We start from the raw sequence: 26,006 nt of genomic DNA, 5'->3' as shown, positions 1-26,006 counted from the left end.
GGCATCGAGGTCAAGCGCGGTGGCTCGCCGAAACTGCACCTTAGAGTGATTTTAAAGTGCAGAGGGCGTGGCGCGTTGGGGAGAGGCCCCAAAGCCTACAGGGCCGGGACCTTTTCCGACTGGATGGCGGCCATGGCGCGGCTCTTGAAGTAGTCGAGCACGAACAGGCGGATCGCCGAGGACAGATTGCCCTGCTGGCGGTTGCCGTCGATCTCGCCGACCAGCTCGGACAGCGTCATGTTGCGCAGGCCCGAGATCTCCTTCATGCCGTTCCAGAACGCCTCTTCCAGGCTGACGCTGGTCTTGTGGCCGGCGACGACGATCGACCGCTTCACGACGGGCGACTTCATGGCTGCTCCTCGCGATCGATCTGATGCTGGTCCAGGTGCTCCTTCGCCTGGTCCGCGCGCGTCTGCTCCGCCGACCGTTCCGCCTTCGTGCGGCCGAACTTCGCCCGGTTGGCGTCCGCCTGCTTCGCCGAGGTTTCCCGCTCGGCGCGCTTCCTGAAACGATTCAGGTTGATGACGTTCCCCATGCCGCGTCTCCATCATCCGCTCCTCTTCAGGCAGGATGAAACATTCAGAAACTGGGTGCCGCGTCGCGCCCCGCAAGACTTGATCGCCATTCGCTCGTCCTCGTCAATCGGCCCCTTGGACCATCAAACGATGAATCTCACCCGGTGGAGGGCAGAGGGGCTGCGTAACACGCCGCCCCGCCGCAACATTGACGGTAATCAAATCCCGCTCTCAAAGCCTCATATTTCTGCAGCCTCCGCGTCCGTATCACTACGGATGACTATCGGAATTCGGAATTTTATCCCGGGCTGGTCATCTTCTCCGGGCGGACCAGGCGGTCGAACTCGTCCGCCGAGACGAAGCCGAGCCGAAGGGCTTCTTCCTTCAATGTGGTGCCGTTGGCATGCGCGGTCTTGGCCACCTTGGCGGCGTTGTCGTAGCCGATTTTCGGCGCGAGCGCCGTCACCAGCATCAGCGAGCGCTGCATCAGCTCCTTGATCCGCTTCTCGTCGGCGCGGATGCCGCTGACGCAATGTTCGGTGAAGGAGCGCGCCGCATCCGCCATCAAACGGATCGAGTGCAGCATGTTGTAGGCGAGCACGGGCTTGTAGACGTTGAGCTCGAAATGGCCCTGGCTGCCGGCGACCGTGATCGCGGTGTGATTGCCGAACACCTGGCAGCACACCATGGTCATCGCCTCGCACTGCGTCGGATTGACCTTGCCCGGCATGATCGATGAGCCCGGCTCGTTCTCCGGCAGGATCAGCTCGCCGAGGCCCGAGCGCGGGCCCGATCCGAGCAGGCGGATGTCGTTGGCGATCTTGAACAGGCCTGTCGCGACCGAGTTGATGGTGCCATGCACCAGCACATAGGCGTCGTTCGAGGCCAGCGCCTCGAATTTGTTGGCGGCGCTGGTGAAGGAAAGCTTGGTGATGCTGGCCGCGTGCTTTGCGAACAGTTTTGCGAAGCGAGGGCTCGAATTGAGGCCGGTGCCGACGGCGGTGCCGCCCTGCGCCAGCGGATAGAGGTCCTTCACCGCGACCTTGAGTCGCGCGATGCCGCTTTCGACCTGCGCGGCATAGCCGGAAAATTCCTGGCCGAGCGTGAGCGGCGTCGCATCCTGGGTGTGGGTACGGCCGATCTTCACGATCTTGGAAAACTCCTTCTCCTTCTTGCGCAGCGCGCGGAGCAACTCGCCGAGGGCAGGAACGAGATCGGCATTGATGCGGCTTGCGGCCGCGATGTGCATCGCCGTCGGGAACGAATCGTTCGACGACTGGCTCATGTTGACGTGATCGTTGGGATGCACCGGCTTCTTGGTGCCGAGCTCGCCGCCCAAGAGCTCATTGGCGCGGTTGGCGATGACCTCGTTGAGGTTCATGTTGCTCTGGGTGCCGGAGCCGGTCTGCCACACCACCAGCGGGAAATGGTCGTCCAGCTTGCCTTCGATCACCTCGCGCGCGGCGCGGATGATCGCATTGGCGCGGCGCTGGTCGAGCAGGCCGAGCTCAAGGTTGGATTGTGCCGCGGCGAGCTTGACGATGCCTAGCGCATGTACCAGCGAGATCGGCATGCGATCGATGCCGATGCGGAAATTCTGGCGCGAGCGTTCGGTCTGCGCCCCCCAATAGCGATCGGCGGGGACCTCGATGGGACCGAAACTGTCGGTTTCGGTGCGGGTCGCGGGGCGGGCGTTTTTCGAGCGGGCGATCTTGGCCATGGGCACATTCCATTCCGCCGCGCGAAATGCCGCGCGGCCTCTTCATGTGCTTCTCTATATAGGCAGTTTGGCGGGGCGCGACGGCTTCGCGCCCAACCTAGATCATTTCTTGCGGAAACGATCGAGCCGGACGACTTCGGCGCCGCCCTGGTTCGGGGACGTCGGCTCCTCGGTGCTCTCCGCCGTTTCAGCGGCGGGTGCGGGCACCGCGACCGCCGACGGGGCAGGCGTGGCCGGCAATGTCTCGGGCGCGACCTCGGCGACATCGGAGGTCTCGAACTGAAGGCCGAATTTCACGGACGGATCGAGGAAGCTCTTGATGGCGCCAAACGGCACGATCAGCCGTTCCGGAATGCCGCCGAAGGACAGCCCGACCTCGAAACGGTCCTCGAGCACAGTCAAGTCCCAGAACTGGTGCTGGAGGATGATCGTCATCTCTTCCGGATATTGCGCCAGCAGCCGCGACGAAATCTTCACGCCGTCGGCCTTCGACAGGAAGGTGATGAAGAAATGGTGCTCGCCCGGCAGTCCATGGGACGCGGCATCGGTCAGCACCTTCCGCAGCACGCCGCGCAGCGCGTCGCGGGCCAGCACATCGTATCGGATATGATCGGTCGCCATGGTGGTCCTGTTGCATTCCAGGAGCTGGGCCCTGCCGGCCCGACTCGCCAAGCCGCAATAGTACCGCGCCTGACGGGTCAGCAGGAGTCCCCGCCGGGAAGGAAATCAAAGGTAAGTGGAGGCTTCTGTTGCCAGGTGCCTCCGAACCCCGCCTAACGGAGCTTAACCCGTTAGGACTTCAGAATGGTCTTTCAAACTGCGTTACGCAGCCTGAGCAACCGGAGCAAAGTTGTCGTTGGCAACTATTGCATAGCCCGATAACGGCGGAACAATACCGAGAAAAAGAACGCCCTTTACGCCCTCGTCGATCCTATTTCGCCCCCGCCGAAGCTCACTTGTCAGTGGGCCAAGCTCGCCGAACGATGAGCTTTGGTGGAGGCGCCGGGTACCGCCCCCGGGTCCGAATGGTTTATTGCGACGACCGTTTATTTCCATAGCCGGCGAACCGGCACCCCCAATATAGGGGGCAAAGGTTTCAAATGACAGGTGTTTCGAGGGGACTATGGCGAGTTCCCTTTGGATAGGTTCCGGATGACCCCGGGATGATCTTGGCTGTACCGCGGGCCGCGTTCTAAGGTCCTGACATGTCCACGGATTCAGCACCGGCCACGCAAGAGCCGGACCGTCCAGCCTCTCACACCCCTCCGCCCGGCCTCGTCGCGCTGTTCCTCGCTTTCGCCCGGATGTCGCTGGCCGGTTTTGGCGGGGTTTTGGTGTTTGCCCGGCAGGCCATCGTCGAGCAGCACCGCTGGATGAATGCGGACGAGTTCAACGAGACTTTTGCGCTCTGCCATTTTCTGCCCGGGCCCAACATCGTCAATCTGTCGATGGTGTTCGGCGCGCGGCTGCGCGGGATCGCGGGCGGTATGGCCGCCTTTGCTGGGCTGTTGCTGCCGCCCACGCTGATCATGACGGTGCTCGCGATGATCTACGCCCGGTTCGGCGATGTGGAGGTCCTGCGCCGCATCCTCGCGGGCATCTCCTGTGCGGCGGTCGGCCTCCTGATCGCGGTGGTCTTCCGGATGATGACGCCGTTGCTCAAGCGGCTGGACGTCGTCGCGCTCATCCTGATGCTGGGCGTCTTCCTCGCCATCGGCGTCCTTCGCTTGCCGCTCCAGGCCGTGCTTTTGGTCGCGATCCCCGTGAGCGTCGGTACCGTCTTCCTGATGCGACGGAAGGTAGCAGCATGAATGCCGAGAACCCGATCTGGGCGCTAATCTCCACCTTTGGTCTAATGTCGCTGTTCGCAGTCGGCGGCGCGGCCGCGGCGGTGCCCGAGATGCACCGTATCGCGGTCGATGTGCATCACTGGATGACCGAGAAGCAGTTCGCCGACGCTTATGCGATCGCGCAGCTCTCACCGGGTCCGAACGTGCTTATCGTGACGTTGATCGGCTATGCCGTCGCCGGCATCCCGGGCGCGCTGGCGGCGACCTTGGCGATGTGCCTGCCGACGGCGCTCCTTGCCTATTATGTTAGCCGGCTCCTGAACCGGCCGAGCCAATCGCGCTGGCCGGGGCTGATTCAGGCTGCGCTGGTTCCGCTCTCGATCGGACTGATGGCGGCGAGTGCCCTGATCCTGGCCCAGTCGACCGATCGCACCATTGCTGCGCTGCTACTGACCGCGACGGTTGCAGTGGTCGCATCCGTCTCGCGCATCAATCCACTATGGCTTCTGCTTGCCGGAGGCCTCTTGAGTTTTGCTGGCATTGTGTGATGAAAATCGCTAGGCAATGGGCCGGGCGGGGGATCCATTTCCAGCCGATAGAACAACAGTGCGCGTGACTTACAGGTCGCGGAGGAGACATGCATGGCCGACACGATGGGCCACTCGGCGACAGCCAACCGAAACACCTCGGTGGTGATCAGCTTTTGTCTGTTGGCCATAGCGCCGCAGCTTTTCGAATTCATATGGTCGTTCGGGACGATCTTTGGTTGGGGCGCCGGACGCGGCCCGACCACCGTCGTGATCGGCCACGCCACGGCGCTGCTCGCGGGCGCTCCCGGCGCGTTGATCGGAGCGATCGGCGGTGACACCAAGAAGGCGTCATCCGATGTGCTGCTGGCGCTGGTCTATTCCTATCCGCTGTTCGCGGTGGCGATCCTGACGATCTTCATGACGATCAGGTCAGCGCAGGACTATGTCGGCGGGATCGTTCTGATGGCGCTCGCTCTGTTCGCGCTGTGGGCCTCCAGCGATTTGCAGGGGATGCGCGGCTTCTCCTTCGGCGCCGGTACGGCACCGCGAATGTTTGGCGGGCTTCTCGTCGCGCTTGGTGCCGGCATCGCATTGACGGGACTCTTAACCGATGGACCGGCTATGGCGCACTATGCCTGGCGCGGGCCGCTCTTCGTGATGATCTCGATCGTATTCTTCGCGCTGGCGATCCGTCCGCTCGGGGTCGTGGTTACGGCGTTTGCTAGCTTCCTGATCGCGGCGATGGGCACGCATGAGACGCGCTGGGTCGAAGCGATCATCGTCGGGGCCTGCCTGACGCTCGGCTGCGCGTTGCTCTTCCCCTACGTGCTCGGGCTGCCGATGCCGATGTTCCCGCGTTTCCTGGCTCAGTGAGGGTGTGATGCTCGATCTCTTCCACAATCTGGGCCTCGGTTTCGGTGTCGTGTTCCAGATCTCCTGGTGGTCACCCTGGTGGCTCTACGGCCTGTCGCTCCCGATATCGATCAATATTCTCATGTGCCTGATTGGCGCGCTTGTCGGCACGCTTGTCGGCGTGCTGCCGGGCATCGGCACCGTCGCAACCGTTGCGATGCTCCTGCCGATCACGTTCGGATTGCCGCCGGTCGGCGCGCTGATCATGCTCGCCGGCATCTATTACGGCGCCCAGTACGGCGGTTCGACCACCTCGATCCTGGTCAACATTCCCGGCGAGGCGACGTCGGTCGTCACCGCCATCGACGGTCACCAGATGGCAAAGCAAGGCCGCGCCGGCCCGGCGCTGGCGATCGCGGCGATCGGCTCGTTCTTCGCCGGCTGCGTCGCGACCGTGCTGATCGCCGTCCTCGGCGCGCCGCTGACCAAGCTCGCGCTGGCGTTCGGCCCGGCCGAATATTTCTCGCTGATGGTGCTCGGCCTGATCTTCGCGGTGGTGCTGGCCAAGGGCTCGGTGCTGAAAGCGATCGCGATGATCGTGTTCGGCCTCTTGCTGTCGATGGTCGGCTCGGACATCGAGACCGGCGCCTCGCGCATGGCGTTCAACATTCCGGAACTGGCCGACGGTCTCGGCTTTGCGACGGTCGCAATGGGCGTGTTCGGCTTTGCGGAGATCATCCGCAATCTCGACGCCGGAGCCGAGATGAACCGCGACCTGGTGCAGCAGAAGATCACCGGCCTGATGCCGACCAGGAAAGACCTGATCGACTCGGCGCCTGCGATCCTGCGCGGCACCGTGCTCGGCTCGATCCTCGGCATCCTGCCGGGTGGCGGCGCTGTCATCGCGTCCTTTGCGTCCTACACGCTCGAGAAGAAGATCGCCAAGAACCCGTCGCGGTTCGGCCGCGGCGCGATCGAGGGCGTGGCGGCGCCGGAAAGCGCCAACAACGCCGCGGCACAGACTTCCTTCATCCCGTTGCTCACGCTCGGCATCCCGCCGAACGCGGTGATGGCGCTGATGGTGGGCGCGATGACCATCCACGGCATCGTGCCGGGTCCGCAGGTGATGCAGAAGCAGCCCGAACTGGTCTGGGGCATGATCGCCTCGATGTGGGTCGGCAATCTGATGCTGATCATCATCAACCTGCCGCTGGTCGGAATCTGGGTGCGGCTGTTGCGCGTGCCCTACCGGCTGATGTTCCCCTCGATCGTCATCTTCTGCGCGATCGGCATCTACTCGGTGAACAACGCGCCGGTCGACGTCATCCTCGCGGGCGTGTTCGGTCTGGTCGGCTATTGGCTGATCAAGCACGATTTCGAGCCGGCGCCGCTGCTGCTCGGCATGGTGCTCGGACCGCTGATGGAAGAGAACCTGCGCCGCGCACTTCTGATCTCGCGCGGCGACTGGAGCGTCTTCCTGACGCGTCCGTTGTCGGCTGTGCTGCTGGCGATCGCGGCATTCCTGCTGGTCCTCACGGTGCTACCCGCGTTGCGCGCCAAGCGCGACGAGGTGTTCACCGAATCCGAGAACTGAAGGCGCCGCGCCTGCGTCGGCGCGCCGCATTCGGAAGTCGAATCGACTTGTGTGACGGCTTCGTGAAATGAAAATGCCGGTCCTTGTGGCCGGCATTTTTTATGTCCCGGGGGAAACGATATGACTTCCATTCGCACACTCGCTACGAGCGCATGTGCTGCAGCGCTGGCATCGTTGTGCGCCTTTGTCGCACCGGCCGCGGCGCAGACCTATCCGACGCGCAGCATCACCATGATCGTGCCGTTCGCAGCGGGCGGACCGACCGACGTGATCTCGCGCATCGTCACCGGTCGCATGGCGCAGACGCTGGGACAGAGCATCATCATCGAGAACGTGGTCGGGGCCGGCGGCACCACCGCGACCACGCGCGCCGCGCGGGCGGCCAATGACGGCTATACGCTCATCACCGGGCATATGGGCACGCACGCCGCCTCCGTGCCGCTCTATCCCAAGCTCGCCTATCATCCCGAAAAGGATTTCGAGCCGATCGCGCTGCTCGCGGGCACGCCGATCCTGATCCTGGCGCGCAAGGATTTTCCGCCGAAGGACCTCAAGGAGTTCGCGACTTACGTGAAGGCCAATGCCGAGAAGGTGAACGCTGCGCATGCCGGAATCGGTTCGGTCTCGCATGTGTCCTGCGAGTTGCTGCACGCCATCCTCGACATCAAGCCGGTTGGTGTGCCCTTCAACGGCACGGGGCCCGCGATGAACGCGCTGGTGGCGGGCCAGGTCGATTACATCTGCGACCAGATCGTCAATGCCGTGCCACAGATCAACGCCGGCACCATCAAGGCCTATGCGATCGCAACCGCGGAGCGCAACCCGTCGCTGCCGAATGTGCCGACGACGGCGGAGGCCGGGCTTCCTGCGTTCCAGGCCCAGGCCTGGAATGCGATGTTCGCGCCGAAGGGGACCTCGCCGGCGATCGTGGCGAGCCTGAACGCCGCCGCCGTCAAGGCGCTCGACGACGAGACCGTGCGCAAGCGCCTGCTCGAGCTCGGCAGCGTCATCCCGGGCCCGGCGGACAGGACCCCCGAGGCGCTGGCCACCCTCGTGAAAAACGAAATCGCGAAGTGGACCCCGGTGCTCAAGCCGGCAAGTTAGCCAGCACGATCAACCTGATAGGCGAGGGGCAGGATGCTGAGTTCCGCCCCTTGTCCTTTGCACCGGGAACGCTCATTTTTCCGGGTATAATGCCTGTGGATGGCGAATCGCCGCTGTCGCAGCGCGGGGGTGGCCGCTAAGTTCGCCGCCTCCCCAAAGGCCCACGCACATGCACCAGTATCAGGACCTGCTCGAGCGGATTCTTTCAGACGGCGCCGAGAAGACCGACCGGACCGGCACCGGCACGCTGTCGGTGTTCGGTCATCAGATGCGCTTCAACCTGTCCGCCGGCTTCCCGATGCTGACCACCAAGCGCCTGCCGCTGAAGGCGATCGTGCATGAGCTGCTGTGGTTTCTGAAGGGCGACACCAACGTCAAATATCTGCGCGACAACGGCGTCACCATCTGGGACGAGTGGGCGGACGCCAACGGCGATCTCGGTCCGGTCTATGGTCATCAATGGCGCTCCTGGCCGGCACCGGACGGACGCAGCATCGATCAGATCGCCAATGTCGTCGACATGATCAAGCGCAACCCGGACTCGCGCCGCCTGATCGTCTCGGCCTGGAATCCGGCCGAAGTGGACAAGATGGCGCTGCCGCCGTGCCACTGCCTGTTCCAGTTCTACGTCGCCAACGGCAAGCTGTCATGCCAGCTTTATCAGCGCTCGGCCGATGTGTTCCTCGGCGTGCCCTTCAACATCGCCTCCTATGCGCTGCTCACCCTGATGGTGGCGCAGGTCACCGGCCTGAAGCCCGGCGACTTCGTGCATTCGTTCGGCGACACCCATCTCTATTCCAACCATCTTGAGCAGGCGCGGCTTCAGCTGACGCGCGCGCCGCGCGCGCTGCCGGTGATGCGCATCAATCCCGAGGTGAAGGATATCTTCTCCTTCCGCTACGAGGACTTCGAACTCGTCGGCTACGACCCGCATCCGCACATCAAGGCGGAAGTCGCGGTCTGACGCGGATGTCGCTCAATATCCGCCGCGCGCATTCCGCCGAGGCCGGACTCGTTCTCGCCTTCATTCGCGAGCTTGCCGAGTACGAGAAGCTATCGCACGAGGTCGAGGCGACCGAGGCTGACATCGCGGACGCGTTGTTCGGCGAGCGGCCGCAGCTCTATTGCGCGATCGCGGAGTGGGACGGCGAGGCGGTCGGCTTTGCGGTCTGGTTCAAGAATTTCTCCACCTTCAGCGGCCGCCACGGCATCTATCTCGAAGATCTGTATGTGCGGCCGTCGCATCGGGGCAAAGGCCTCGGCAAGGCGCTGCTGATCTATCTCGCAAAGGAATGCGTCGACAACGGCTGGTCGCGCCTGCAATGGGCGGTGCTCGACTGGAACGCGCCGTCGATCGCCTTCTACAAATCGCTCGGCGCCGTCATGCTGGACGACTGGACGCTCTGCCGGGTGACCGGGCCGGCATTGACACGTCTGGCCGGGAAGGGGGTGTGATGGAGATTGTCTTCGTCGTCGCGATCGCAGAGAACGGCGTCATCGGCGCAGGTGGCGCAATTCCGTGGCGATTGAAATCCGACATGCAGCGTTTCAAGGCGCTCACGATCGGCAGACCCGTGATCATGGGGCGCAAGACCTTTGAATCATTGCCCGGCCGCCGGCCGCTACCGGGCCGCACCAACATCGTCGTCACGCGCGATCCGGATTATCGCGCCACTGGCGCCATCGTCACGACATCGGCTGCCAATGCAGGCGCCGTCGCGCGTGGCGATGCCCTGCGGCGTTCGGTCGCCGAGATCACAGTGATCGGGGGCGCCGAGATCTATCGGCAATGGCTCGATCGCGCCGATCGCCTCGAAATCACCGAAGTGCATGCGCGGCCCGAAGGCGACACCCATTTTGACATCGACAAGGCGGATTGGGAGGAGACGGCGCGTGTCCGTCATCCGGCCGGATCCGACGACAGCGCCGACTTCTCCTATGTGACATATCGTCGGCGGCCGCGCCATTAACCGCATTTGCCAATGTTAACATTGACTTTTCTGCCCCCGAGCTTAGCTCGGGAGGACGGCGAGGGCTGCGTTGTAAGGGACCTGCCTGTCCCCTATAAAGCCGGACCAGACAATGCGGGCCGGCTTAGTTCTAGTGCCGGTCTGCCGAGGAGAACGTCGAATGCCGTGGAAGAATCAGGGCGGTGGCCCATGGGGCTCGGGTCCGAAGGGACCATGGGGCAACGGCCCGCAACCCGTCGGACCGAGGCCGCCGGATCTGGAAGACCTTTTGCGGCGCGGCCAGGACCGCCTCCAGCAGATCATGCCGGGCGGCTATTTCTCCGGCGTCGGCATCACGCTGATCCTGCTCATCATCATCGCGCTGTGGCTGTTGTCGGGCTTTTTCCGCGTGCAGTCTGAAGAACAGGGCGTCGTGCTGCGTTTCGGCAAGCACGTGCGGACCGTGGACCCGGGCCTGAACTATCATTTGCCCTATCCGATCGAAACGGTGCTGCTGCCGAAGGCGCTGCGCGTCTCCACCATTTCCATCGGCATGACGCTGATCGATGATCCGGCCCGGCGCGGCCGCTCGATTCGCGACGTGCCGGAAGAAAGCCTGATGCTGACCGGCGACGAGAACATCGTCGATGTCGACTTCACCGTGCTCTGGCGCATCAAGCCGAACGGCGTCGGCAACTTCCTGTTCAACATCCAGAACCCCGAAGGCACCGTGAAGGCCGTCGCCGAGAGCGCGATGCGCGAGGTGATCGGTCGCTCCAACATCCAGCCGATCCTGACCGGGGCGCGCACGCAGAACGAGACCAATGTGCAGGACCTGATGCAGAAGACACTCGACAGCTACGGCGCCGGCATTCAGATCGCCCAGGTGCAGATGCAAAAGGTCGATCCGCCGGCGCAGGTGATCGATGCGTTCCGCGACGTGCAGGCTGCGCGCGCCAACCTCGAGCAGTTGCAGAACGAAGCGCAGACCTACGCCAACAAGATCGTGCCGGATGCGCGCGGCCGCGCGGCGCAGATCGTGCAGGCGGCCGAAGGCTACAAGGAGCAGGCGGTTGCCGAGGCCAAGGGCCAAAGCTCTCGCTTCCTGAAGGTGTACGAAGAGTACAAGAAGGCGCCCGACGTGACGCGTGAACGAATTTATCTGGAGACGATGGAGCGCGTGCTCGGCGGCTCGGAAAAGCTGATCTATGACGGAAGCTCCTCTGGCCAGGGCGTCGTGCCCTATCTTCCGCTCAACGAATTGACGCCCAAGCAGCGGCCCGCCACCACCGGCCAGCAGTCGAGCGGGGCCACCCGATGAGGTCTCCGGTTACAGGTATCGTCGGGCTTCTCGGACTTCTCCTGGTCCTGATCGTCGCCTACATGTCGCTGTTCACCGTGCAGCAGACCGAGCAGACCATCGTGCTGCAATTCGGTAAGCCGGTGGACGTCGTCACGGACCCCGGGCTGCACTTCAAGGCGCCCTGGAACTCCGTGATCAACATCGACAAGCGGATCCTCGACCTGGAGAATCCCTCGCAGGAGGTGATCGCCTCCGATCAGAAGCGTCTCGTGGTCGACGCCTTCGCGCGTTATCGGATCAAGGACGCGTTGCGTTTCTACCAGAGCGTCGGCTCGATCCAGGCCGCCAACCTCCAGCTCACGTCGCTGCTGAACGCGGCGCTGCGCCGCGTTCTCGGCGAGGTCAACTTCATCACCGTGGTGCGGGACGAGCGTGAGAAGCTGATGGGACGCATCCGCGAGCAACTCGACCACGAGGCCGACGGTTATGGCATCGAGGTGGTCGACGTCCGCATCCGCCGCGCCGACCTGCCGGAGCAGAACAGCCAGGCCGTCTACCAGCGGATGCAGACCGAACGTCAGCGAGAAGCCGCCGAGTTCCGCGCGCAGGGTGGTCAGAAGGCGCAGGAGATCCGCTCCAAGGCCGACCGCGAGGCGACGGTGATCATTGCCGAAGCCAACTCGACCGCCGAGCAGACGCGCGGCGTGGGTGACGCCGAGCGCAACCGCTTGTTCGCGGAGGCCTACGGCAAGGACGCGGACTTCTTCGCCTTCTACCGGTCGATGACGGCGTATGAGAATGGGCTGCGTTCGAGCGACACCCGCTTTCTGCTGCGCCCCGATTCGGATTTCTTCCGGTATTTCAGTAACCCGAGCGGCAAGACGGCGACCACGCCAGCGAATCCGTAAGCCAGACGAGGGCGGCAGATCCGGCCGCCCCTCGTCCAGACAAGAACAGCACAGCGGGAGGTTCCAATCCGATGAGGTCCATTGCGTTCGCCGACTTCCTCATCGGCTTGGGCATCCTGTTCGTGCTGGAAGGCTTGATGTTCGCGGCAAGTCCGGCCTGGATGCGCAAGGCCATGAAAAGCGCCATGGCCACACCGGACAATGTCCTGCGGGCGGTGGGGATCGGTTCGGCCGTGGCCGGCCTGATTCTGATCTGGGTTATGCGGCGTCCAATTTAGCCTTCGCGCCAACGCCAAAGTGAAGGCGAGGGGCCGGTTTTCGTCTTATTATCCGGGCGTTGAGGCCCGTTAACGTCCGCGCTTGCGCCGTCCCCCCGTTCGAGCGCAGTCTTGACGCCGAATCCTTGTTTCCTGGAGATCACAATGACCGCTGCCACCATTGCCCCGACCCGCTTGCGCTTAGGGCTGGCCGCGCTGGCCGTCAGCGCTTTCAGCGCGTTCGGCACGCCGGCCTCTGCGCGCGGACCGGACGGCATTGCCGACGTCGCCGAGAAGGTGATCGACGCGGTCGTCAACATCTCGACTTCGCAGACCGTCGAGGCCAAGGGCGGCGGCAGCAACGCCATGCCGCAACTGCCGCCCGGCTCGCCGTTCGAGGAGTTCTTCGACGACTTCTTCAAGAACCGCAAGGGCCCCGGCGGCGGCAGCAAGGGCGGCGAGCGGGGCGACAGCGGCCCGCCGCGCAAGACCAACTCGCTCGGCTCCGGCTTCATCATCGACACATCAGGCGTCGCCGTGACCAACAACCACGTCATCGCGGATGCCGACGAGATCAACGTCATCCTCAATGACGGCACCAAGATCAAGGCCGAGCTGGTCGGCGTCGACAAGAAGACCGACCTCGCGGTGTTGAAGTTCAAGCCGCCGAAGCCGCTGATCGCCGTGAAGTTCGGCGATTCCGACAAGCTGCGCCTCGGCGACTGGGTGGTCGCGATCGGCAACCCGTTCAGCCTCGGCGGCACGGTGACGGCCGGCATCGTCTCGGCCAAGAACCGCGACATCTCCTCGGGTCCCTATGACAGCTACATCCAGACCGACGCCTCCATCAACCGCGGCAATTCCGGCGGTCCGCTGTTCAACCTCGATGGCGACGTCATCGGCGTCAACACGCTGATCATCTCGCCCTCCGGCGGCTCGATCGGCATCGGCTTCGCCGTGCCGTCGAAGACGGTCGCGGGCGTCGTCGACCAGCTCCGTCAGTTCGGCGAGCTGCGCCGCGGCTGGCTCGGGGTGCGTATCCAGAGCGTCACCGACGAGATCGCCGAGAGCCTCAACATCAAGCCGCCGCGCGGCGCGCTGGTCGCCGGCGTCGATGACAAGGGCCCGGCCAAGCCCGCCGGCATCGAGCCCGGCGACGTGGTCGTCAAGTTCGACGGCAAGGATGTCAAGGACCCCAAGGATCTCTCCCGCGTCGTCGCCGACACGGCGGTCGGCAAGGAGGTCGACGTCGTCATCATCCGCAAGGGGCAGGAGGAGACCAAGAAGGTCACGCTCGGCCGGTTGCAGGATCCCGACAAGGTGCAGGCCGCAGTGAAGACCGATGAGCCCGCGCCTGAAAAGACCGTGACGCAGAAGGCGCTCGGCCTCGATCTGGCGGCGCTCAGCAAGGATTTGCGCACGCGCTACAAGATCAAGGACAGCGTCAAGGGCGTGGTGGTCACCAATGTCGACGCCAATTCGGATGCCGCCGAAAAGCGGCTCTCCGCCGGCGACGTCATCGTCGAAGTGGCGCAGGAGGCCGTCTCCAGCGGCGCCGACATCCAGAAGCGGGTCGACCAGCTCAAGAAGGACGGCAAGAAGTCCGTGCTGCTGCTGGTGTCGAATGCCGACGGCGAGCTGCGGTTCGTGGCGCTAAGCGTGCAGTAAGGGCGGTCTCAGCTCCGCGCTCACTGTCATCACCTGCGAAAGCGGGTGATCCAGTACGCCGCTGCGTCTCGGTTCAAGCACTGCCGCCTCTGGAATACCGGATGCCCGCCTTCGCGGGGCATGACGGCGGAGAGCGGGAGGTTACGCCTCCACGAACTCCTCGCGCCGATACCCTTGCGCGTAAAGCAATGCGGTGAGGTCGCCGTGGTCGATCCGCGCCGCCGCAGCGGCGGCGACCGCCGGCTTGGCATGATACGCCACGCCCAGCCCCGCGGCCTGGATCATCGCCAGGTCATTGGCGCCGTCGCCGACCGCCAGCGAGTCGATGTCGTCGAGATCGAACGATTCCATCAAATCCACCAGCGTCGCGAGCTTTGCCGCGCGCCCTAAAATCGGCTCCTTCACCTCGCCGGTGAACTTGCCGTCGCGGACGACCAGCTCGTTGGCGCGGTTCTCCTGGAAGCCGAGCTTGGCGGCGACCGCGCTGGTGAACAGCGTGAAGCCGCCGGAGACGAGGCAGGCATAGGCGCCGTGGGCGCGCATGGTCGCCACCAGTTCGCGGCCGCCCGGCGTCAGTGTGATGCGCTTGGCCAGCACCTCGTCGACGGCACTGGCGGGGAGGTCCTTGAGCAGTGCAACGCGCTCGCGCAGCGCCGGCTCGAACTCGATCTCGCCGCGCATCGCGCGTTCGGTGATGGCTGCGACATGGGCCTTCACCCCGACGAGATCGGCGAGCTCGTCGATGCATTCCTGGCCGATCATGGTGGAATCCATGTCGGCGAGAAAAAGCTTCTTGCGCCGGAAGCCGACTGGCTGCACCACGATGTCGATCGGCAGGTCGCCGCGAAGCTCGCGGAGCCGCTGTTCGATGGCGTGGCGGTCGCCTTCGAGGTTACTGTCCGCGCCGAAGGGGATGTCGACTGCAACGCCGTCGAACAGCCAGTGCGCGGGAGCTGCCTGAGGCAGCACGGCGCGGGCACCGTCGACGATGGTAGAGTCGAGCGCGGGATTATTCGGGTTGCAGATCAGCGTGGCGACGAGGGACATTTGAGGTTTTCGTGAGCGAAGGGTATCCGAGCAAGGCCGTGCTTATCGCAGGCCCGACCGCCAGCGGCAAGTCGGCGCTGGCGCTCGAGCTTGCGCTCGCCGCGGGCGGGGTCGTGATCAATGCCGATTCCATGCAGGTCTACCGCGACCTCCGCGTCATCACCGCGCGCCCCACGCATGGCGAGGAAGCGCGGGTGCCTCATCGCCTGTACGGCCATGTCGATGCGGCCGTGAATTTTTCGGCCGGTGCCTGGGTGGCTGATGCGGCGAAGGCGCTCGACGAGGCGAAAGCCGAAGGCCGCCTGCCGATCTTCATCGGCGGCACCGGGCTTTATTTCAAGGCGCTGACCGCGGGCCTCTCCGTGGTGCCGCCGATCCCTGCAGAAGTCCGCGAGGACGTGCGGGCCCGGCTGGAGCGGAACGGCGTCGAGGCGCTCCACGCGGAACTTGCACGCCGCGATCCTCGCGCCGCCGAACGACTGAACCTGCGCGACCGCACGCGCATTGCGCGCGCGCTCGAAGTGGTCGAAGCCACCGGGCGCTCGCTGCTGGACTGGCACCATGAGGGCCAGCCGCCGCTATTGCCGAAGGATAGTTTCCGCGCGGTGTTCCTCGCGCCCGAGCGCGACGATCTCTATGCCCGCATCGATGCCCGCTTCGATGCCATGTTGGGTGCCGGCGCGCTGAAGGAGGTCGAGCGTCTCGCCGCCCGAGCCCTCAATCCGCTGTTGCCGGCCATGAAAGCCCATGGCGTACCGGCGCTGATCCGGCATTTGCGCGGCGAGTTCAGCCTGGAGGAGGCCGCCATGATCGGCCGCGCCGATACCCGCCATTACGCCAAGCGGCAATTCACCTGGTTCCGGCACCAATTGCCCCAATTCGCGTGGGTGAAGCCGGAGGAGGCGAGGGGCTGGCTCGCTGCCATCGTGAACGCCGCCCGTGACCTCGCCTAACGCGCTTTTGTGCCTGCGTTCCCGAATTTACCTCTCGCCGAACCCCGGGAACGCCGCTACACTGCCGAAATCGCGCGGGAACGGCCGCATCGCCTTGACATCCGGGCTTTGGCCGCTATGTTTCGCGCAACCTTTGGGAAGTCGAGCGCCTGCCATGCGTAATATTATTACCAAACTCCTTATCGCCGTCGTACCCAGGCACACCGCCGGGGGTGGCTAACTGCCATCCACATGACAGGCGGTGTGCATGGGCCCTCTTCGGGGCCTTTTTTATTTTCCGAACCCGACACGAACGAAGCCGCTGACAACAGCGCATCCGGAGCAAGCCAATGAGCGACAAGAGCCACGATCCGAACCAGATGACCGGCGCCGCCATGATCGTCCGCGCGCTCATCGATCATGGCGTGACCGACATTTTCGGCTATCCCGGCGGTGCCGTGCTTCCGATCTATGACGAGATCTTCCAGCAGAGCGAGGTCCAGCACATTCTGGTTCGCCACGAGCAGGGTGCGGGCCATGCCGCCGAGGGCTATGCCCGTTCGACCGGCAAGCCGGGCGTTGCGCTGGTGACCTCCGGTCCCGGCGCCACCAACATGGTGACGCCGCTGACGGATGCGCTGATGGATTCGATCCCGCTGGTCTGCATCTCCGGCCAGGTGCCGACGCATCTGATCGGCAACGACGCGTTCCAGGAATGCGACACCGTCGGCATCACGCGCCCCTGCACCAAGCACAACTGGCTGGTGCGCGATGTCAACGATCTCGCCAAGGTGTTGCACGAAGCCTTCTATGTTGCGACCACGGGGCGACCGGGCCCGGTGCTCGTGGACGTGCCCAAGGACGTCCAGTTCGCGACCGGCACCTATCATCCGCCGCGCAAGTCCGACGTGCATCGCTCCTACGCGCCGCGCGTGAAGGGCGATGCGACGCAGATCCGCAAGGCCGTGGCGCTCCTCGCCAACGCCAAGCGTCCCGTGATCTACAGCGGCGGCGGCGTGATCAATTCCGGCCCCGAAGCAACCAAGCTGCTGCGCGAGCTGGTCGAGGTCACCGGCTTTCCGATCACCTCCACGCTGATGGGCCTCGGCGCCTATCCGGCGTCGGGCAAGAGCTGGCTAGGCATGCTCGGCATGCACGGCACCTACGAAGCCAACATGACCATGCATGATTGCGACGTCATGCTGTGCGTCGGCGCGCGCTTCGACGACCGCATCACCGGCCGCGTCGATGCGTTCTCGCCGGGCTCGAAGAAGATCCACATCGACATCGATCCGTCCTCGATCAACAAGAACATCCGGGTCGATGTGCCGATCATCGGCGACTGCGGCAACATCCTCGGCGACATCCTCCAGGTGTTCAAGGCGGAGGCGAAGAAGCCCGACGTCAAGGCGTGGTGGCAGCAGATCGCGCAGTGGCGCGCCCGCAACTCGCTCTATTACAAGAAGAGCAACGATATCATCCTGCCGCAGCACGCGATCCAGAGCCTGTTCGAGGCGACGCGCGGCAGGGATACCTACATCACCACCGAGGTCGGTCAGCATCAGATGTGGGCCGCGCAATTCTACGGCTTCGAGGAGCCGCATCGCTGGATGACCTCGGGCGGTCTCGGCACCATGGGCTATGGCCTGCCGGCCGCGGTCGGCGTGCAGGTTGCCCATCCCGACAGCCTCGTCATCGACATTGCGGGCGATGCCTCGGTGCAGATGACGATGCAGGAGATGTCGACGGCGGTGCAGTACGAACTGCCAATCAAGATCTTCATCCTGAACAACCAGTACATGGGCATGGTGCGGCAGTGGCAGCAGCTGCTCCACGGCAACCGCCTCTCGCATTCCTACTCGGAGGCGATGCCGGATTTCGTCAAGCTCGCGGAAGCCTATGGCGGCGTCGGTATCCAGGTGCACAAGCCCGGCGATCTCGACGGCGCCATCCAGGAGATGATCTCGGTCAAGCGTCCGGTGCTGTTCGACTGCCGCGTCGCGTCGCTGGAAAATTGCTTCCCGATGATCCCCTCCGGCAAGGCGCACAACGAGATGCTGTTGCCGGAGCAGGCCAACGACGAGGCCACGGCCAAGGCATTTGCCGGTGGCAAGGCGCTGGTGTGATGTCATGTTCGACCTGAAGGAGCTCGAGCGCGCACATGCGATCGTGGGGCAGGCGGTGCCGGCGACGCCGGCGCACGCCTGGCCGCTGCTCGCCGAGCGGCTCGGTACGCAGGTCGTGGTCAAGCATGAGAACCACACGCCGACGGGCGCCTTCAAGGTGCGCGGCGGTCTCGTCTATCTCGATCGTCTCAAGCGCGAGCGGCCGGCCATTCCCGGCATCATTTCGGCGACGCGCGGCAATCACGGCCAGAGCATTGCTTTTGCCGCCAGGCGCCACGGCGTGCCAGCAGTGATTTACGTGCCGCGCGGCAACTCAATCGAGAAGAACCGCGCGATGAAGATGTTTGGCGCCGAGCTGGTCGAGCACGGCGAGGACTTTCAAGCCGCGCGTGAGGAAGCCGGGCGCCGTGCGCAGTTCGCCGGGCTCCACATGGTGCCGTCATTCCACATCGATCTGGTGCTGGGCGTTGCGACCTACGCGTTCGAGCTGTTCAGGACTGCGCCGGATCTCGACATCCTCTATGTGCCGATCGGGCAAGGCTCCGGCATCTGCGGCTGCATCATGGCGCGCGATCTCTTGGGCCTGAAGACCGAGATTGTCGGCGTGCAATCGACGGAGGCGCCGTCCTACGCGTTGTCGTTCGCGGCAGGCCATGTCGTGACGACCGAAACCAGCAACACACTCGCGGACGGCATGGCGACGCGGATTCCCGATCCGGAAGCGCTCGCCATCATCCGCAAGGGCGCTTCTCATCTTGTCCAGGTCACCGACGACGAGGTCGCCGCCGCGATCCGCGCCTACTGGACCGACACGCATAATCTCGCCGAAGGCGCCGGCGCGGCCGCGCTCGCCGCAGCGCTTCAGGAAAAGACCAAACTGTCGGGCAAGCGCGTCGGTCTCGTGCTGTCCGGCGGCAATATCGATTTCGATCTGTTCCGCAATTGGGTTGGGACGGATGCGCCGGTCGCCCATCGTGCGACGGCGTAACGACGAGAATAGAGGGGACGACAATGAACCAGCCCGCATCCGCCTATTTCATCGAGGAGCGCCACGATCCGAACGAGACCCACACGCTCTCGGTGCTCGTGCAGAACGAGCCGGGCGTGCTCGCGCGCGTCATCGGCCTGTTCTCGGGGCGCGGCTACAACATCGAGAGCCTCACCGTCTCTGAGACCGAGAGCCAGAAACATCTCTCGCGCATCACCATCGTCACCACGGGCACGCCGATGGTGATCGAGCAGATCAAGCATCAGCTCGACCGCATGATACCTGTCTATCGCGTGGTCGACATGACGCTGACCAAGCGCTCGATCGAGCGCGAGCTTGCGATGGTGAAGGTGCGCGGCGAGGGCGATCACCGCGTCGAGGCGCTACGCCTCGCCGATGCATTCCGGGCCCGTGTGATCGATGCCACCACCGAGAGCTTCGTGTTCGAAATCACAGGCAATACGGACAAGATCAACCAGTTTATCGACCTGATGCGCCCGCTCGGCCTCGTCGAGGTGTCGCGCACCGGCGTTGCCGCGATCGGCCGCGGGCCTGAAGGAATGTGAACCATGCTGGCGCGCGACTGGTACTACAACGAGCGGAACCGGATGGGCATCGGGCCTGCGGTAGCCTCGATTTACGACAGCCATGACGATGCCGATCTGCGGGCGCGCGCCGCGCTGAAAATGCTTGGCGTCCAGCGCGGCTGGCGACTTGCCGACATCGGTTGCGGCAACGGCGTGCTCGCGACCGAGGCTGCGCTGATGGGTGCCGAGGTCGACGCCATCGACATCTCGCCCGCGATGCTGGCGCTCGCCGAGATCTACGCGCGCGACCGCAAGGCGCCCGTGCGCACGCAGTCCGCGGGCCTGCTCAGCTTCGCCTACCAACCGGAATCCTACGACCTGATCGTCAGCGAGTTCACGCTGCATCATCTGCCGGATTTCTGGAAGGCGGTGGCGATGTCGCGGATCTATCGTGCGCTCAAGCCCGGTGCGACCTTCTATTTGCGCGACATCGTCTACGCCTCGATGCCCGATGCCGTCGAGCGCGACGTCGAGCAATGGGCCGAGTTTGAGATCAAGAACCACGATGTCTCGCGTGACAGCGTCGTCACCCACATGCGCGACGAATATTCCACTTTTGGCTGGGTCATGGAGCGGATGCTGACCGATGTCGGCTTCACGCTGGTCTCGGCCGATTACCACGCCCCGATGCACGGCACTTATCTGCTGCGGAAACCCAATTCTTCCACATGAAGGCTGGCGAACAAGGCTAGACGACAACAACAGGACTGCGCGACAAGGCAGCACCGGGAACAACAATGAAGCCGGCCGACATCCTCATCGCCATCCTGGTGGCGGTCATCTGGGGCCTTGCCTTCGTGGCGAGCCGGATCGCGCTCGACGAATTTTCGCCGGAGCTGATGACGGCGATGCGCTTCACCATTGCCGCGGTCCCGTGCCTGTTCATTCGCAAGCCGAAGATTGCCTGGTCGCTCCTGATCGCGATCAGCTTCACGCTCTTTCTCGGCCAGTTTCTGAGCCAGGCCTACGGCATCGCCCATGGCGTGCCGGTGGGGCTCACCAGCGTCGTCGTGCAGAGCCAGGCGCTGTTCACGATCGGCTTTGCCGCGATCGCATTCGGCGAGCGGCCGACGCGGGTGCAGACGCTGGGTATCGTCATCGCAGCCGTCGGCCTTTTGATGATCTGCGGCACCGTCGGCTATGAGTTCAGCGTCGGTGCCTTCGCCGTACTGATGATCGCGCCGGTCAGCTTTGCAGTCGGCAATATCCTGCTGCGCGGCGCCCGCGGCGTGCCGATGTTCGATCTGTTCGCCTGGTTGTGCCTCGCCACCGCAGTGCCGCTGCTCGCGCTCACTCTGGTCGTCAACGGACCTACGCCGACCTGGCAGTCACTGATTCACATGTCGCTCACCGGCCTCATTTGCCTGCTGGTGATCGGCGCCATCTCCACCAGCATCGCCTATTGGCTGTGGGGCCGGCTCCTGCGCGACTATCCCGCCGCGCAGGTGGTGCCTTTCGCGCTGCTCGTGCCGTTTGTCGGCTCGGCCGCCTCCAGCATCGTGTTCGGCGAGCGGTTCGGGCCGTTGCGGCTGGCCGGCATGCTCACCGTGATCGGCGGTATCGCGGTGATGGTGCTGGCGCGGCGTCCGCAAGTCTTGCCGAAGACCGTGTGAGGTGAATATGACCTACTCGCTCTTCTATGCCTTCCTCGCCTTCATGGCCGTGATGTATTTCACGCCCGGGCCGAACAACCTTATGCTGCTGTCCTCAGGGCTGACCTATGGCTTCCGGCGCTCCATCCCCCACATCGCCGGCGTCGTCATCGGCTTCGCCTTCATGGTTGCAGCGGTCGGCCTCGGGCTCGGCACCGTGTTCCTGGCTTATCCGATCCTGCAGACCATCTTGAAATATGCCGGCGCCGCCTACCTGCTCTACCTGGCCGCAGTGATCGCTTTCTCGGGCCCGGCCAAGCCGGGCGAGGGGGATGGCCGCGGCCCGATGACCTTCTTGGGCGCCGCGATGTTCCAATGGATCAACGCAAAGGGGTGGGTGATCGTAATCGGGACCATCACCGCCTATGCGGCCATCGCCCAATTCCCGCTCAACATCGCGATCCAGACGCTGATCAGTCTCCTCGTCGGCACCGTCTCGACCGTGGTCTGGGCCTTTTTCGGTACCGCACTGCGGCCGGTGCTGACGTCCGAGCGGCTGGTCCGTACCTTCAACATCCTGATGGCGATCCTGCTTCTGGCATCGCTCTACCCCGTCTTCATGGATGCATGATGCCGCAGTTTTCCATGCAGAAACGGGTTTCCTTCGGGCGGCGAAATGCTCTAGACAGCCCCGGAAATCCGCAATTCTCACCGTCCGAGACCTGACCAACGGCCGATTCTGGCCACCTGAACGAGGAAACGACCATGCGTGTTTATTACGATCGCGACGCCGACCTGAACCTGATCAAGGGCAAGAAGGTCGTCATCGTCGGCTACGGCAGCCAGGGCCACGCCCACGCGCTGAACCTGAAGGACTCCGGCGTCAAGGACGTGGCCATTGCGTTGCGCAAGGGTTCGACCTCGGCCAAGAAGGCGGAAGCTGCCGGCTTCAAGGTGATGGAAGTCGCCGAGGCCGCCAAATGGGCCGACCTCGTCATGATGCTGACCCCGGACGAGCTCCAGGGCGACATCTACCGCGAGCACCTGCACGACAACATGAAGAAGGGCGCCGCCCTCGTGTTTGCGCACGGCCTCAACGTCCACTTCAACCTGCTCGATCCGCGCGCCGATCTCGACGTACTGATGATCGCGCCGAAGGGCCCCGGCCACACCGTGCGTTCGGAATATCAGCGCGGCGGCGGCGTGCCCTGCCTGATCGCGATCGCCAAGGACGTCTCGGGCAATGCCCATGACCTCGGCCTGTCCTACGCCTCCGCCGTCGGCGGCGGCCGTGCCGGCATCATCGAAACCACCTTCAAGGAAGAATGCGAGACCGACTTGTTCGGCGAGCAGGTCGTGCTCTGCGGCGGCCTGGTCGAGCTGATCAAGGGCGGCTACGAGACCCTGGTCGAAGCCGGCTACGCGCCGGAGATGGCCTATTTCGAGTGCCTGCACGAGGTGAAGCTGATCGTCGACCTGATCTATGAAGGCGGCATCGCCAACATGAACTACTCGATCTCCAACACCGCGGAGTACGGCGAGTACGTCACCGGTCCGCGCATCGTCACCTCGGAGACCAAGGCCGAGATGAAGCGCGTCCTCAACGACATCCAGTCCGGCAAGTTCGCCCGCGACTGGATGCTCGAGAACAAGGTCAACCAGACCTCGTTCAAGGCGACCCGCGCCAAGCTCGCCGAGCACCCGATCGAGGAAGTCGGCGCGAAGCTGCGCGACATGATGCCCTGGATCAAGAAGGGCGCGCTGGTCGACAAGAGCAAGAACTAAGCAGCCGTCGTCGCGACACGGCGCATCGCTTGCGCCGTTTCGCGACACGAGGGGCGAAACCACAAGCTTCGCCCACAAAACCAATTCTTAAACGTTCGCGACTATATCTGAGCGAGATCGCAAACAGTGGTCTCGCTCTTTTCATTTCGCGCGAAGCATTGCTGCTTCATTCAGATTCTTCGCGAGTTGAAGCGCAGTCCGAGCCCGAAGAACTGACGCTTAAACCACATTCTTGATCTCGCGTCGGTTCTCAAGATTTCGCGCACAGTTCCGAACGCCGAAACGCCTGCGTCTTCAGCCTCAAGGATTCGGCTCTTCATCTGCATTCTCATTGTGCGATTGATCGCGCGTTGCGACGCTCGTGTGCCGCTTCACCCTAAGAAGCGACACCTACGGCGCTTTCTTGCGGATGCCGGCTCCTGCAAAAGTCGACCCCGGTGCGCAGCCCTAGAACCATGCGGCATTGCCTACCCTGTCGTCCTCCTCCATGATCCCGGGAACTCGTTGGGGGAAACACATGCGATCCGTCGTCATCACCGGCGCGTCCACAGGCATCGGCTGGGCCATTGCCAAATTGCTGATCGATCGGGGCTTCGCCGTCTTCGGCAGCGTCCGCAAGCAGGCGGATGCGGATCGGCTCAAGACCGAGTTCGGCGCCAGCTTCACCCCGCTGCTGTTCGACGTCACCGATGAAGCCGCGGTGCTGGCCGCCGGGCGACAGGTTCGCGAGGCGCTCGAGGGCGAGACGCTGGCAGGCCTCGTCAACAACGCCGGCGTCGCGGTCGCCGGTCCCGTGCTCGAATTGTCGGTCGACGACTTCCGCCGGCAGATGGAGATCAACGTCATCGGCCCGGTCATCGCGACGCAGGCCTTCGGGCCGCTGCTCGGCGCCGACCCGTCGCTGAAGGGGCCGAAGGGCCGGATCGTGATGATCAGCTCGGTCGCCGGCAAGAACGGCAATCCGCTGTCGGCGCCCTATTGCGCCTCAAAGCACGCCATCGAGGGATTGTCGGAGAGCTTGCGCCGCGAACTGATGCTGTTCGGCATCGACGTCATCATCGTCGCCCCCGGCGCGGTGAAGACGCCGATCTGGAGCAAGGCCGAGCAGATCGATCTTTCGGTCTACCAGAACTCGCCTTATCTGCCGGCGCTAAACAAGGTCATGGCGTTCATGATGAAGCTCGGCGAGACCGGGCTGCCGGCCGAGCGGATCGCCGAGGTCGTTTTCGAGGCGCTCACGGCTGCGAGGCCCAGGGTTCGCTATCAGATCACCCCGGACCGCATGCGGCATTTGATGACGGCAACGCTGCCCAAGCGCGTGGTCGACCGCATCATCGCCAAGCGCCTCGGGCTGCTCCCACTGGGCTGACCGACGTTCAGCCCGCCTCGGCCGTCCGTCCGCGCGGACGAGCGGCCATTGCGACCAGGCGCAGCGTCATCACGGCGATCAGCGGAATGAGAAACGCGGCATAGAACGGCATCGTCGGCACGCGCATGCCGAACGACACCATGAACTGGAACCAGAGATAGTAGCCGCCCGTGAGGTGCAGCGCGCGCCAGGCGCGGGGCCCGAGCCCCGCGGCGGTGCGGTCGAACGAGGTTGCACTCATGGCGATGATGAAGCCATAGCCGATGCCGCCGAAGATGTAGGAGGCTGCCGAGGTGGCCTCGGCAAAGCCGGCGGTGTCCATCTTGGCGAACGCGACGATCGCAACCGCGTGGATGGTGTGGGAGGCAGCGAAGCTCAAGCCCAGATAGCGGCGGTTGCGCCACTGCCAGCGCGTCCAGGCATTGGGCCACAGCCGCGCCAGCGCCGCGGCACTGAAGGCAAGGCAGAACAGCAGCAGCGAGCTTCGTGCCGTGAAGCGGATCACCATCCGCACGCCGTCGACCTCGAACTGCCGCATCGAGGCGATCCACAGGCTGAGCACGATCAGGCTCAATGCGAATGCGGCAAGCAGCCGCCAGCCTTCAAACCAGCTTTGGCGTTCTGACATGGCGATTACCTCTTCTATGTAATCATCGATTACATTCCGTTCGGTTGCGCGGTCAATGGTGTAATCGCTGCTTACATTCACGTTCGGGTGATGCTAGGAAGCGCCATGTCCTCCCGACAGCCGGCCAAGCCGCGCGCTCGCCGCAACACCTCTGAAGTCCGGCCCTATCACCACGGCGATCTCCGCCGTGTGTTGATCGATGCCGCGCTGCAATTGGCGGCGGAGGGGGCTGAAATCTCGGTGCGCGAGGCCGCACGCAGGGCCGCGGTTTCTCCGGGGGCACCGTTCCGGCACTTTCCCAACCGCGCCGCCTTGATGGCCGCAGTGGCCGGGGAGGCGCAGCGGCGCTTTCGTGCCGAGATCGAGGTGGCGCTGGACCAGGCACCGGCCGCCGACCCGTTCGGCCGCTTCCGGGCCTTCGGCCTCGCTTACCTGCGCTGGGCGATGCGAAATCCCGCGCATTTCGAGATCATCTCCACCGGGCGCTATTTCGCCCACGGCAGCTCGGCGGAGCTGACGCGCGATAACGCCGAACTGATCGCGCTGACCGAGGGAATACTGACCGAGGCGGCAAAGCAGGGCCTGCTGCGGTCGGCCGACCTCAAGCGGATCCAGATCGCCGGCCGCGCCCTGGTCTACGGTTTCGCCCGAATGAATCTCGATGGCCACTTTCCGCGCTGGGGCGTGGAGGCGGGCGAGATCGAGCGGATGGCGGAGGGAGTGATCGACCTGTTCATCGCCGGGATCGCCAAGCCATAGCGC

The 26,006-nt window shown here is 64.2% G+C and carries 27 protein-coding genes, 1 other RNA gene and 1 pseudogene; 22 read left to right on the top strand and 7 right to left on the bottom strand.

All coding sequences use genetic code 11. From position 1 onward, the window contains the following. Positions 1–95: 95 nt before the first annotated feature. The 5 genes from IVB31_RS26420 to ssrA all read right to left on the bottom strand — a co-directional run bounded on the left by IVB31_RS26420 (position 96) and on the right by ssrA (position 3,345). Positions 96–350 (bottom strand): ribbon-helix-helix domain-containing protein, encoded by a 255-nt coding sequence (locus tag IVB31_RS26420; RefSeq protein WP_247329715.1) that lies wholly within the window; start codon positions 348–350, stop codon positions 96–98. Next, positions 347–535 carry a DUF4169 family protein gene (locus IVB31_RS26415; protein ID WP_247329712.1) on the bottom strand — a complete coding sequence of 63 codons (189 nt, stop codon included), beginning with the start codon at positions 533–535 and terminating at the stop codon, positions 347–349. Before IVB31_RS26415 ends, IVB31_RS26420 begins: the two co-directional genes overlap by 4 nt. Positions 536–813: 278 nt before the next feature. Next, positions 814–2,235 (bottom strand): class II fumarate hydratase, encoded by a 1,422-nt coding sequence (gene fumC / locus IVB31_RS26410; protein ID WP_247329709.1) that lies wholly within the window; start codon positions 2,233–2,235, stop codon positions 814–816. Between the two features lie 102 nt (positions 2,236–2,337). Next, positions 2,338–2,856 (bottom strand): ClpXP protease specificity-enhancing factor SspB, encoded by a 519-nt coding sequence (locus IVB31_RS26405; protein ID WP_247329706.1) that lies wholly within the window; start codon positions 2,854–2,856, stop codon positions 2,338–2,340. A 114-nt stretch (positions 2,857–2,970) separates the two neighbouring features. Beyond that, positions 2,971–3,345, bottom strand: a transfer-messenger RNA (tmRNA) gene (ssrA, locus tag IVB31_RS26400). Between the two features lie 95 nt (positions 3,346–3,440). On the opposite strand from ssrA, the gene IVB31_RS26395 reads away from it, so the two are divergent. The 12 genes from IVB31_RS26395 (at position 3,441) to IVB31_RS26340 (ending at position 14,190) form a co-directional block, all read left to right on the top strand. After that, on the top strand, positions 3,441–4,046 hold the full coding sequence (locus IVB31_RS26395) for a chromate transporter (protein WP_247329703.1): 606 nt from the start codon (positions 3,441–3,443) through the stop codon (positions 4,044–4,046). After that, positions 4,043–4,573 carry a chromate transporter gene (locus IVB31_RS26390; protein WP_247329700.1) on the top strand — a complete coding sequence of 177 codons (531 nt, stop codon included), beginning with the start codon at positions 4,043–4,045 and terminating at the stop codon, positions 4,571–4,573. Before IVB31_RS26395 ends, IVB31_RS26390 begins: the two co-directional genes overlap by 4 nt. 93 nt (positions 4,574–4,666) lie before the next feature. Then, on the top strand, positions 4,667–5,428 hold the full coding sequence (locus IVB31_RS26385) for a tripartite tricarboxylate transporter TctB family protein (RefSeq protein WP_247329697.1): 762 nt from the start codon (positions 4,667–4,669) through the stop codon (positions 5,426–5,428). Between the two features lie 7 nt (positions 5,429–5,435). Then, positions 5,436–7,001, top strand: coding sequence for a tripartite tricarboxylate transporter permease (locus tag IVB31_RS26380; RefSeq protein WP_247329694.1), 1,566 nt, complete (start codon positions 5,436–5,438; stop codon positions 6,999–7,001). Between the two features lie 120 nt (positions 7,002–7,121). Further along, a complete protein-coding gene (locus IVB31_RS26375) occupies positions 7,122–8,105 on the top strand; it encodes a tripartite tricarboxylate transporter substrate binding protein BugD (RefSeq protein ID WP_247329690.1) in 984 nt (327 codons plus the stop codon). A 169-nt stretch (positions 8,106–8,274) separates the two neighbouring features. Further along, complete coding sequence (locus IVB31_RS26370) at positions 8,275–9,069, top strand: thymidylate synthase (protein WP_247329688.1); 795 nt, start codon at positions 8,275–8,277, stop codon at positions 9,067–9,069. 5 nt (positions 9,070–9,074) lie between these two features. Next, positions 9,075–9,560 (top strand): GNAT family N-acetyltransferase, encoded by a 486-nt coding sequence (locus IVB31_RS26365; protein ID WP_247329685.1) that lies wholly within the window; start codon positions 9,075–9,077, stop codon positions 9,558–9,560. Then, positions 9,560–10,075: a dihydrofolate reductase gene (locus IVB31_RS26360; protein WP_247330570.1), complete on the top strand. Its 516-nt coding sequence runs from the start codon at positions 9,560–9,562 to the stop codon at positions 10,073–10,075. Before IVB31_RS26365 ends, IVB31_RS26360 begins: the two co-directional genes overlap by 1 nt. A gap of 160 nt (positions 10,076–10,235) precedes the next feature. Continuing rightward, positions 10,236–11,375 carry an FtsH protease activity modulator HflK gene (hflK, locus tag IVB31_RS26355; RefSeq protein WP_247329682.1) on the top strand — a complete coding sequence of 380 codons (1,140 nt, stop codon included), beginning with the start codon at positions 10,236–10,238 and terminating at the stop codon, positions 11,373–11,375. Further along, positions 11,372–12,265, top strand: coding sequence for a protease modulator HflC (locus IVB31_RS26350; protein ID WP_247329680.1), 894 nt, complete (start codon positions 11,372–11,374; stop codon positions 12,263–12,265). The genes hflK and IVB31_RS26350 overlap by 4 nt, the downstream gene beginning before the upstream one ends. 71 nt (positions 12,266–12,336) lie before the next feature. Beyond that, positions 12,337–12,543 (top strand): DUF2065 domain-containing protein, encoded by a 207-nt coding sequence (locus tag IVB31_RS26345; protein WP_211384594.1) that lies wholly within the window; start codon positions 12,337–12,339, stop codon positions 12,541–12,543. Positions 12,544–12,687: 144 nt separating this feature from the next. Further along, positions 12,688–14,190 (top strand): Do family serine endopeptidase, encoded by a 1,503-nt coding sequence (locus IVB31_RS26340; protein WP_247329678.1) that lies wholly within the window; start codon positions 12,688–12,690, stop codon positions 14,188–14,190. Positions 14,191–14,331: 141 nt separating this feature from the next. Here IVB31_RS26340 and serB read toward each other — a convergent pair whose 3' ends face one another. After that, entirely contained in the window at positions 14,332–15,237 is a 906-nt protein-coding gene (gene serB / locus IVB31_RS26335; RefSeq protein ID WP_247329675.1) for a phosphoserine phosphatase SerB, read from the bottom strand. Positions 15,238–15,248: 11 nt separating this feature from the next. Here serB and miaA point away from each other — a divergent pair, with 11 nt between their 5' ends. From miaA to IVB31_RS26290, 9 genes and pseudogenes are all read left to right on the top strand, one after another. Continuing rightward, entirely contained in the window at positions 15,249–16,190 is a 942-nt protein-coding gene (miaA, locus tag IVB31_RS26330) for a tRNA (adenosine(37)-N6)-dimethylallyltransferase MiaA (protein WP_247329673.1), read from the top strand. Between the two features lie 329 nt (positions 16,191–16,519). After that, positions 16,520–18,295, top strand: a complete 1,776-nt coding sequence (locus tag IVB31_RS26325; protein WP_247329671.1) for an acetolactate synthase 3 large subunit — start codon at positions 16,520–16,522, stop codon at positions 18,293–18,295. A 4-nt stretch (positions 18,296–18,299) separates the two neighbouring features. Then, positions 18,300–19,283 (top strand): threonine dehydratase, encoded by a 984-nt coding sequence (locus IVB31_RS26320; protein WP_247329669.1) that lies wholly within the window; start codon positions 18,300–18,302, stop codon positions 19,281–19,283. Positions 19,284–19,306: 23 nt separating this feature from the next. Further along, positions 19,307–19,849, top strand: coding sequence for an acetolactate synthase small subunit (gene ilvN / locus IVB31_RS26315; RefSeq protein ID WP_045006221.1), 543 nt, complete (start codon positions 19,307–19,309; stop codon positions 19,847–19,849). Between the two features lie 3 nt (positions 19,850–19,852). Beyond that, positions 19,853–20,562, top strand: a pseudogene (locus IVB31_RS26310) (class I SAM-dependent methyltransferase). A gap of 45 nt (positions 20,563–20,607) precedes the next feature. Next, positions 20,608–21,483, top strand: coding sequence for an EamA family transporter (locus tag IVB31_RS26305; RefSeq protein WP_247329667.1), 876 nt, complete (start codon positions 20,608–20,610; stop codon positions 21,481–21,483). 7 nt (positions 21,484–21,490) lie between these two features. Continuing rightward, entirely contained in the window at positions 21,491–22,093 is a 603-nt protein-coding gene (locus IVB31_RS26300) for a LysE family translocator (RefSeq protein ID WP_247329665.1), read from the top strand. Between the two features lie 134 nt (positions 22,094–22,227). After that, positions 22,228–23,247, top strand: a complete 1,020-nt coding sequence (ilvC, locus tag IVB31_RS26295) for a ketol-acid reductoisomerase (RefSeq protein ID WP_247329663.1) — start codon at positions 22,228–22,230, stop codon at positions 23,245–23,247. 517 nt (positions 23,248–23,764) lie between these two features. Then, positions 23,765–24,616 carry an SDR family oxidoreductase gene (locus IVB31_RS26290; RefSeq protein WP_247329660.1) on the top strand — a complete coding sequence of 284 codons (852 nt, stop codon included), beginning with the start codon at positions 23,765–23,767 and terminating at the stop codon, positions 24,614–24,616. Positions 24,617–24,623: 7 nt separating this feature from the next. Here IVB31_RS26290 and IVB31_RS26285 read toward each other — a convergent pair whose 3' ends face one another. Further along, a complete protein-coding gene (locus tag IVB31_RS26285; protein ID WP_247329657.1) occupies positions 24,624–25,244 on the bottom strand; it encodes a hypothetical protein in 621 nt (206 codons plus the stop codon). Positions 25,245–25,349: 105 nt separating this feature from the next. Here IVB31_RS26285 and IVB31_RS26280 point away from each other — a divergent pair, with 105 nt between their 5' ends. Then, complete coding sequence (locus tag IVB31_RS26280) at positions 25,350–26,003, top strand: TetR/AcrR family transcriptional regulator (protein ID WP_247329654.1); 654 nt, start codon at positions 25,350–25,352, stop codon at positions 26,001–26,003. The last annotated feature ends 3 nt before the right edge of the window (positions 26,004–26,006 follow it).

The organism is Bradyrhizobium sp. 21, from assembly GCF_023073335.1.
Lineage (GTDB): Bacteria > Pseudomonadota > Alphaproteobacteria > Rhizobiales > Xanthobacteraceae > Bradyrhizobium.
The sequence above is the reverse complement of the archived record's forward strand: the minus strand, read 5'-3'. Positions and strand labels throughout refer to the sequence as shown.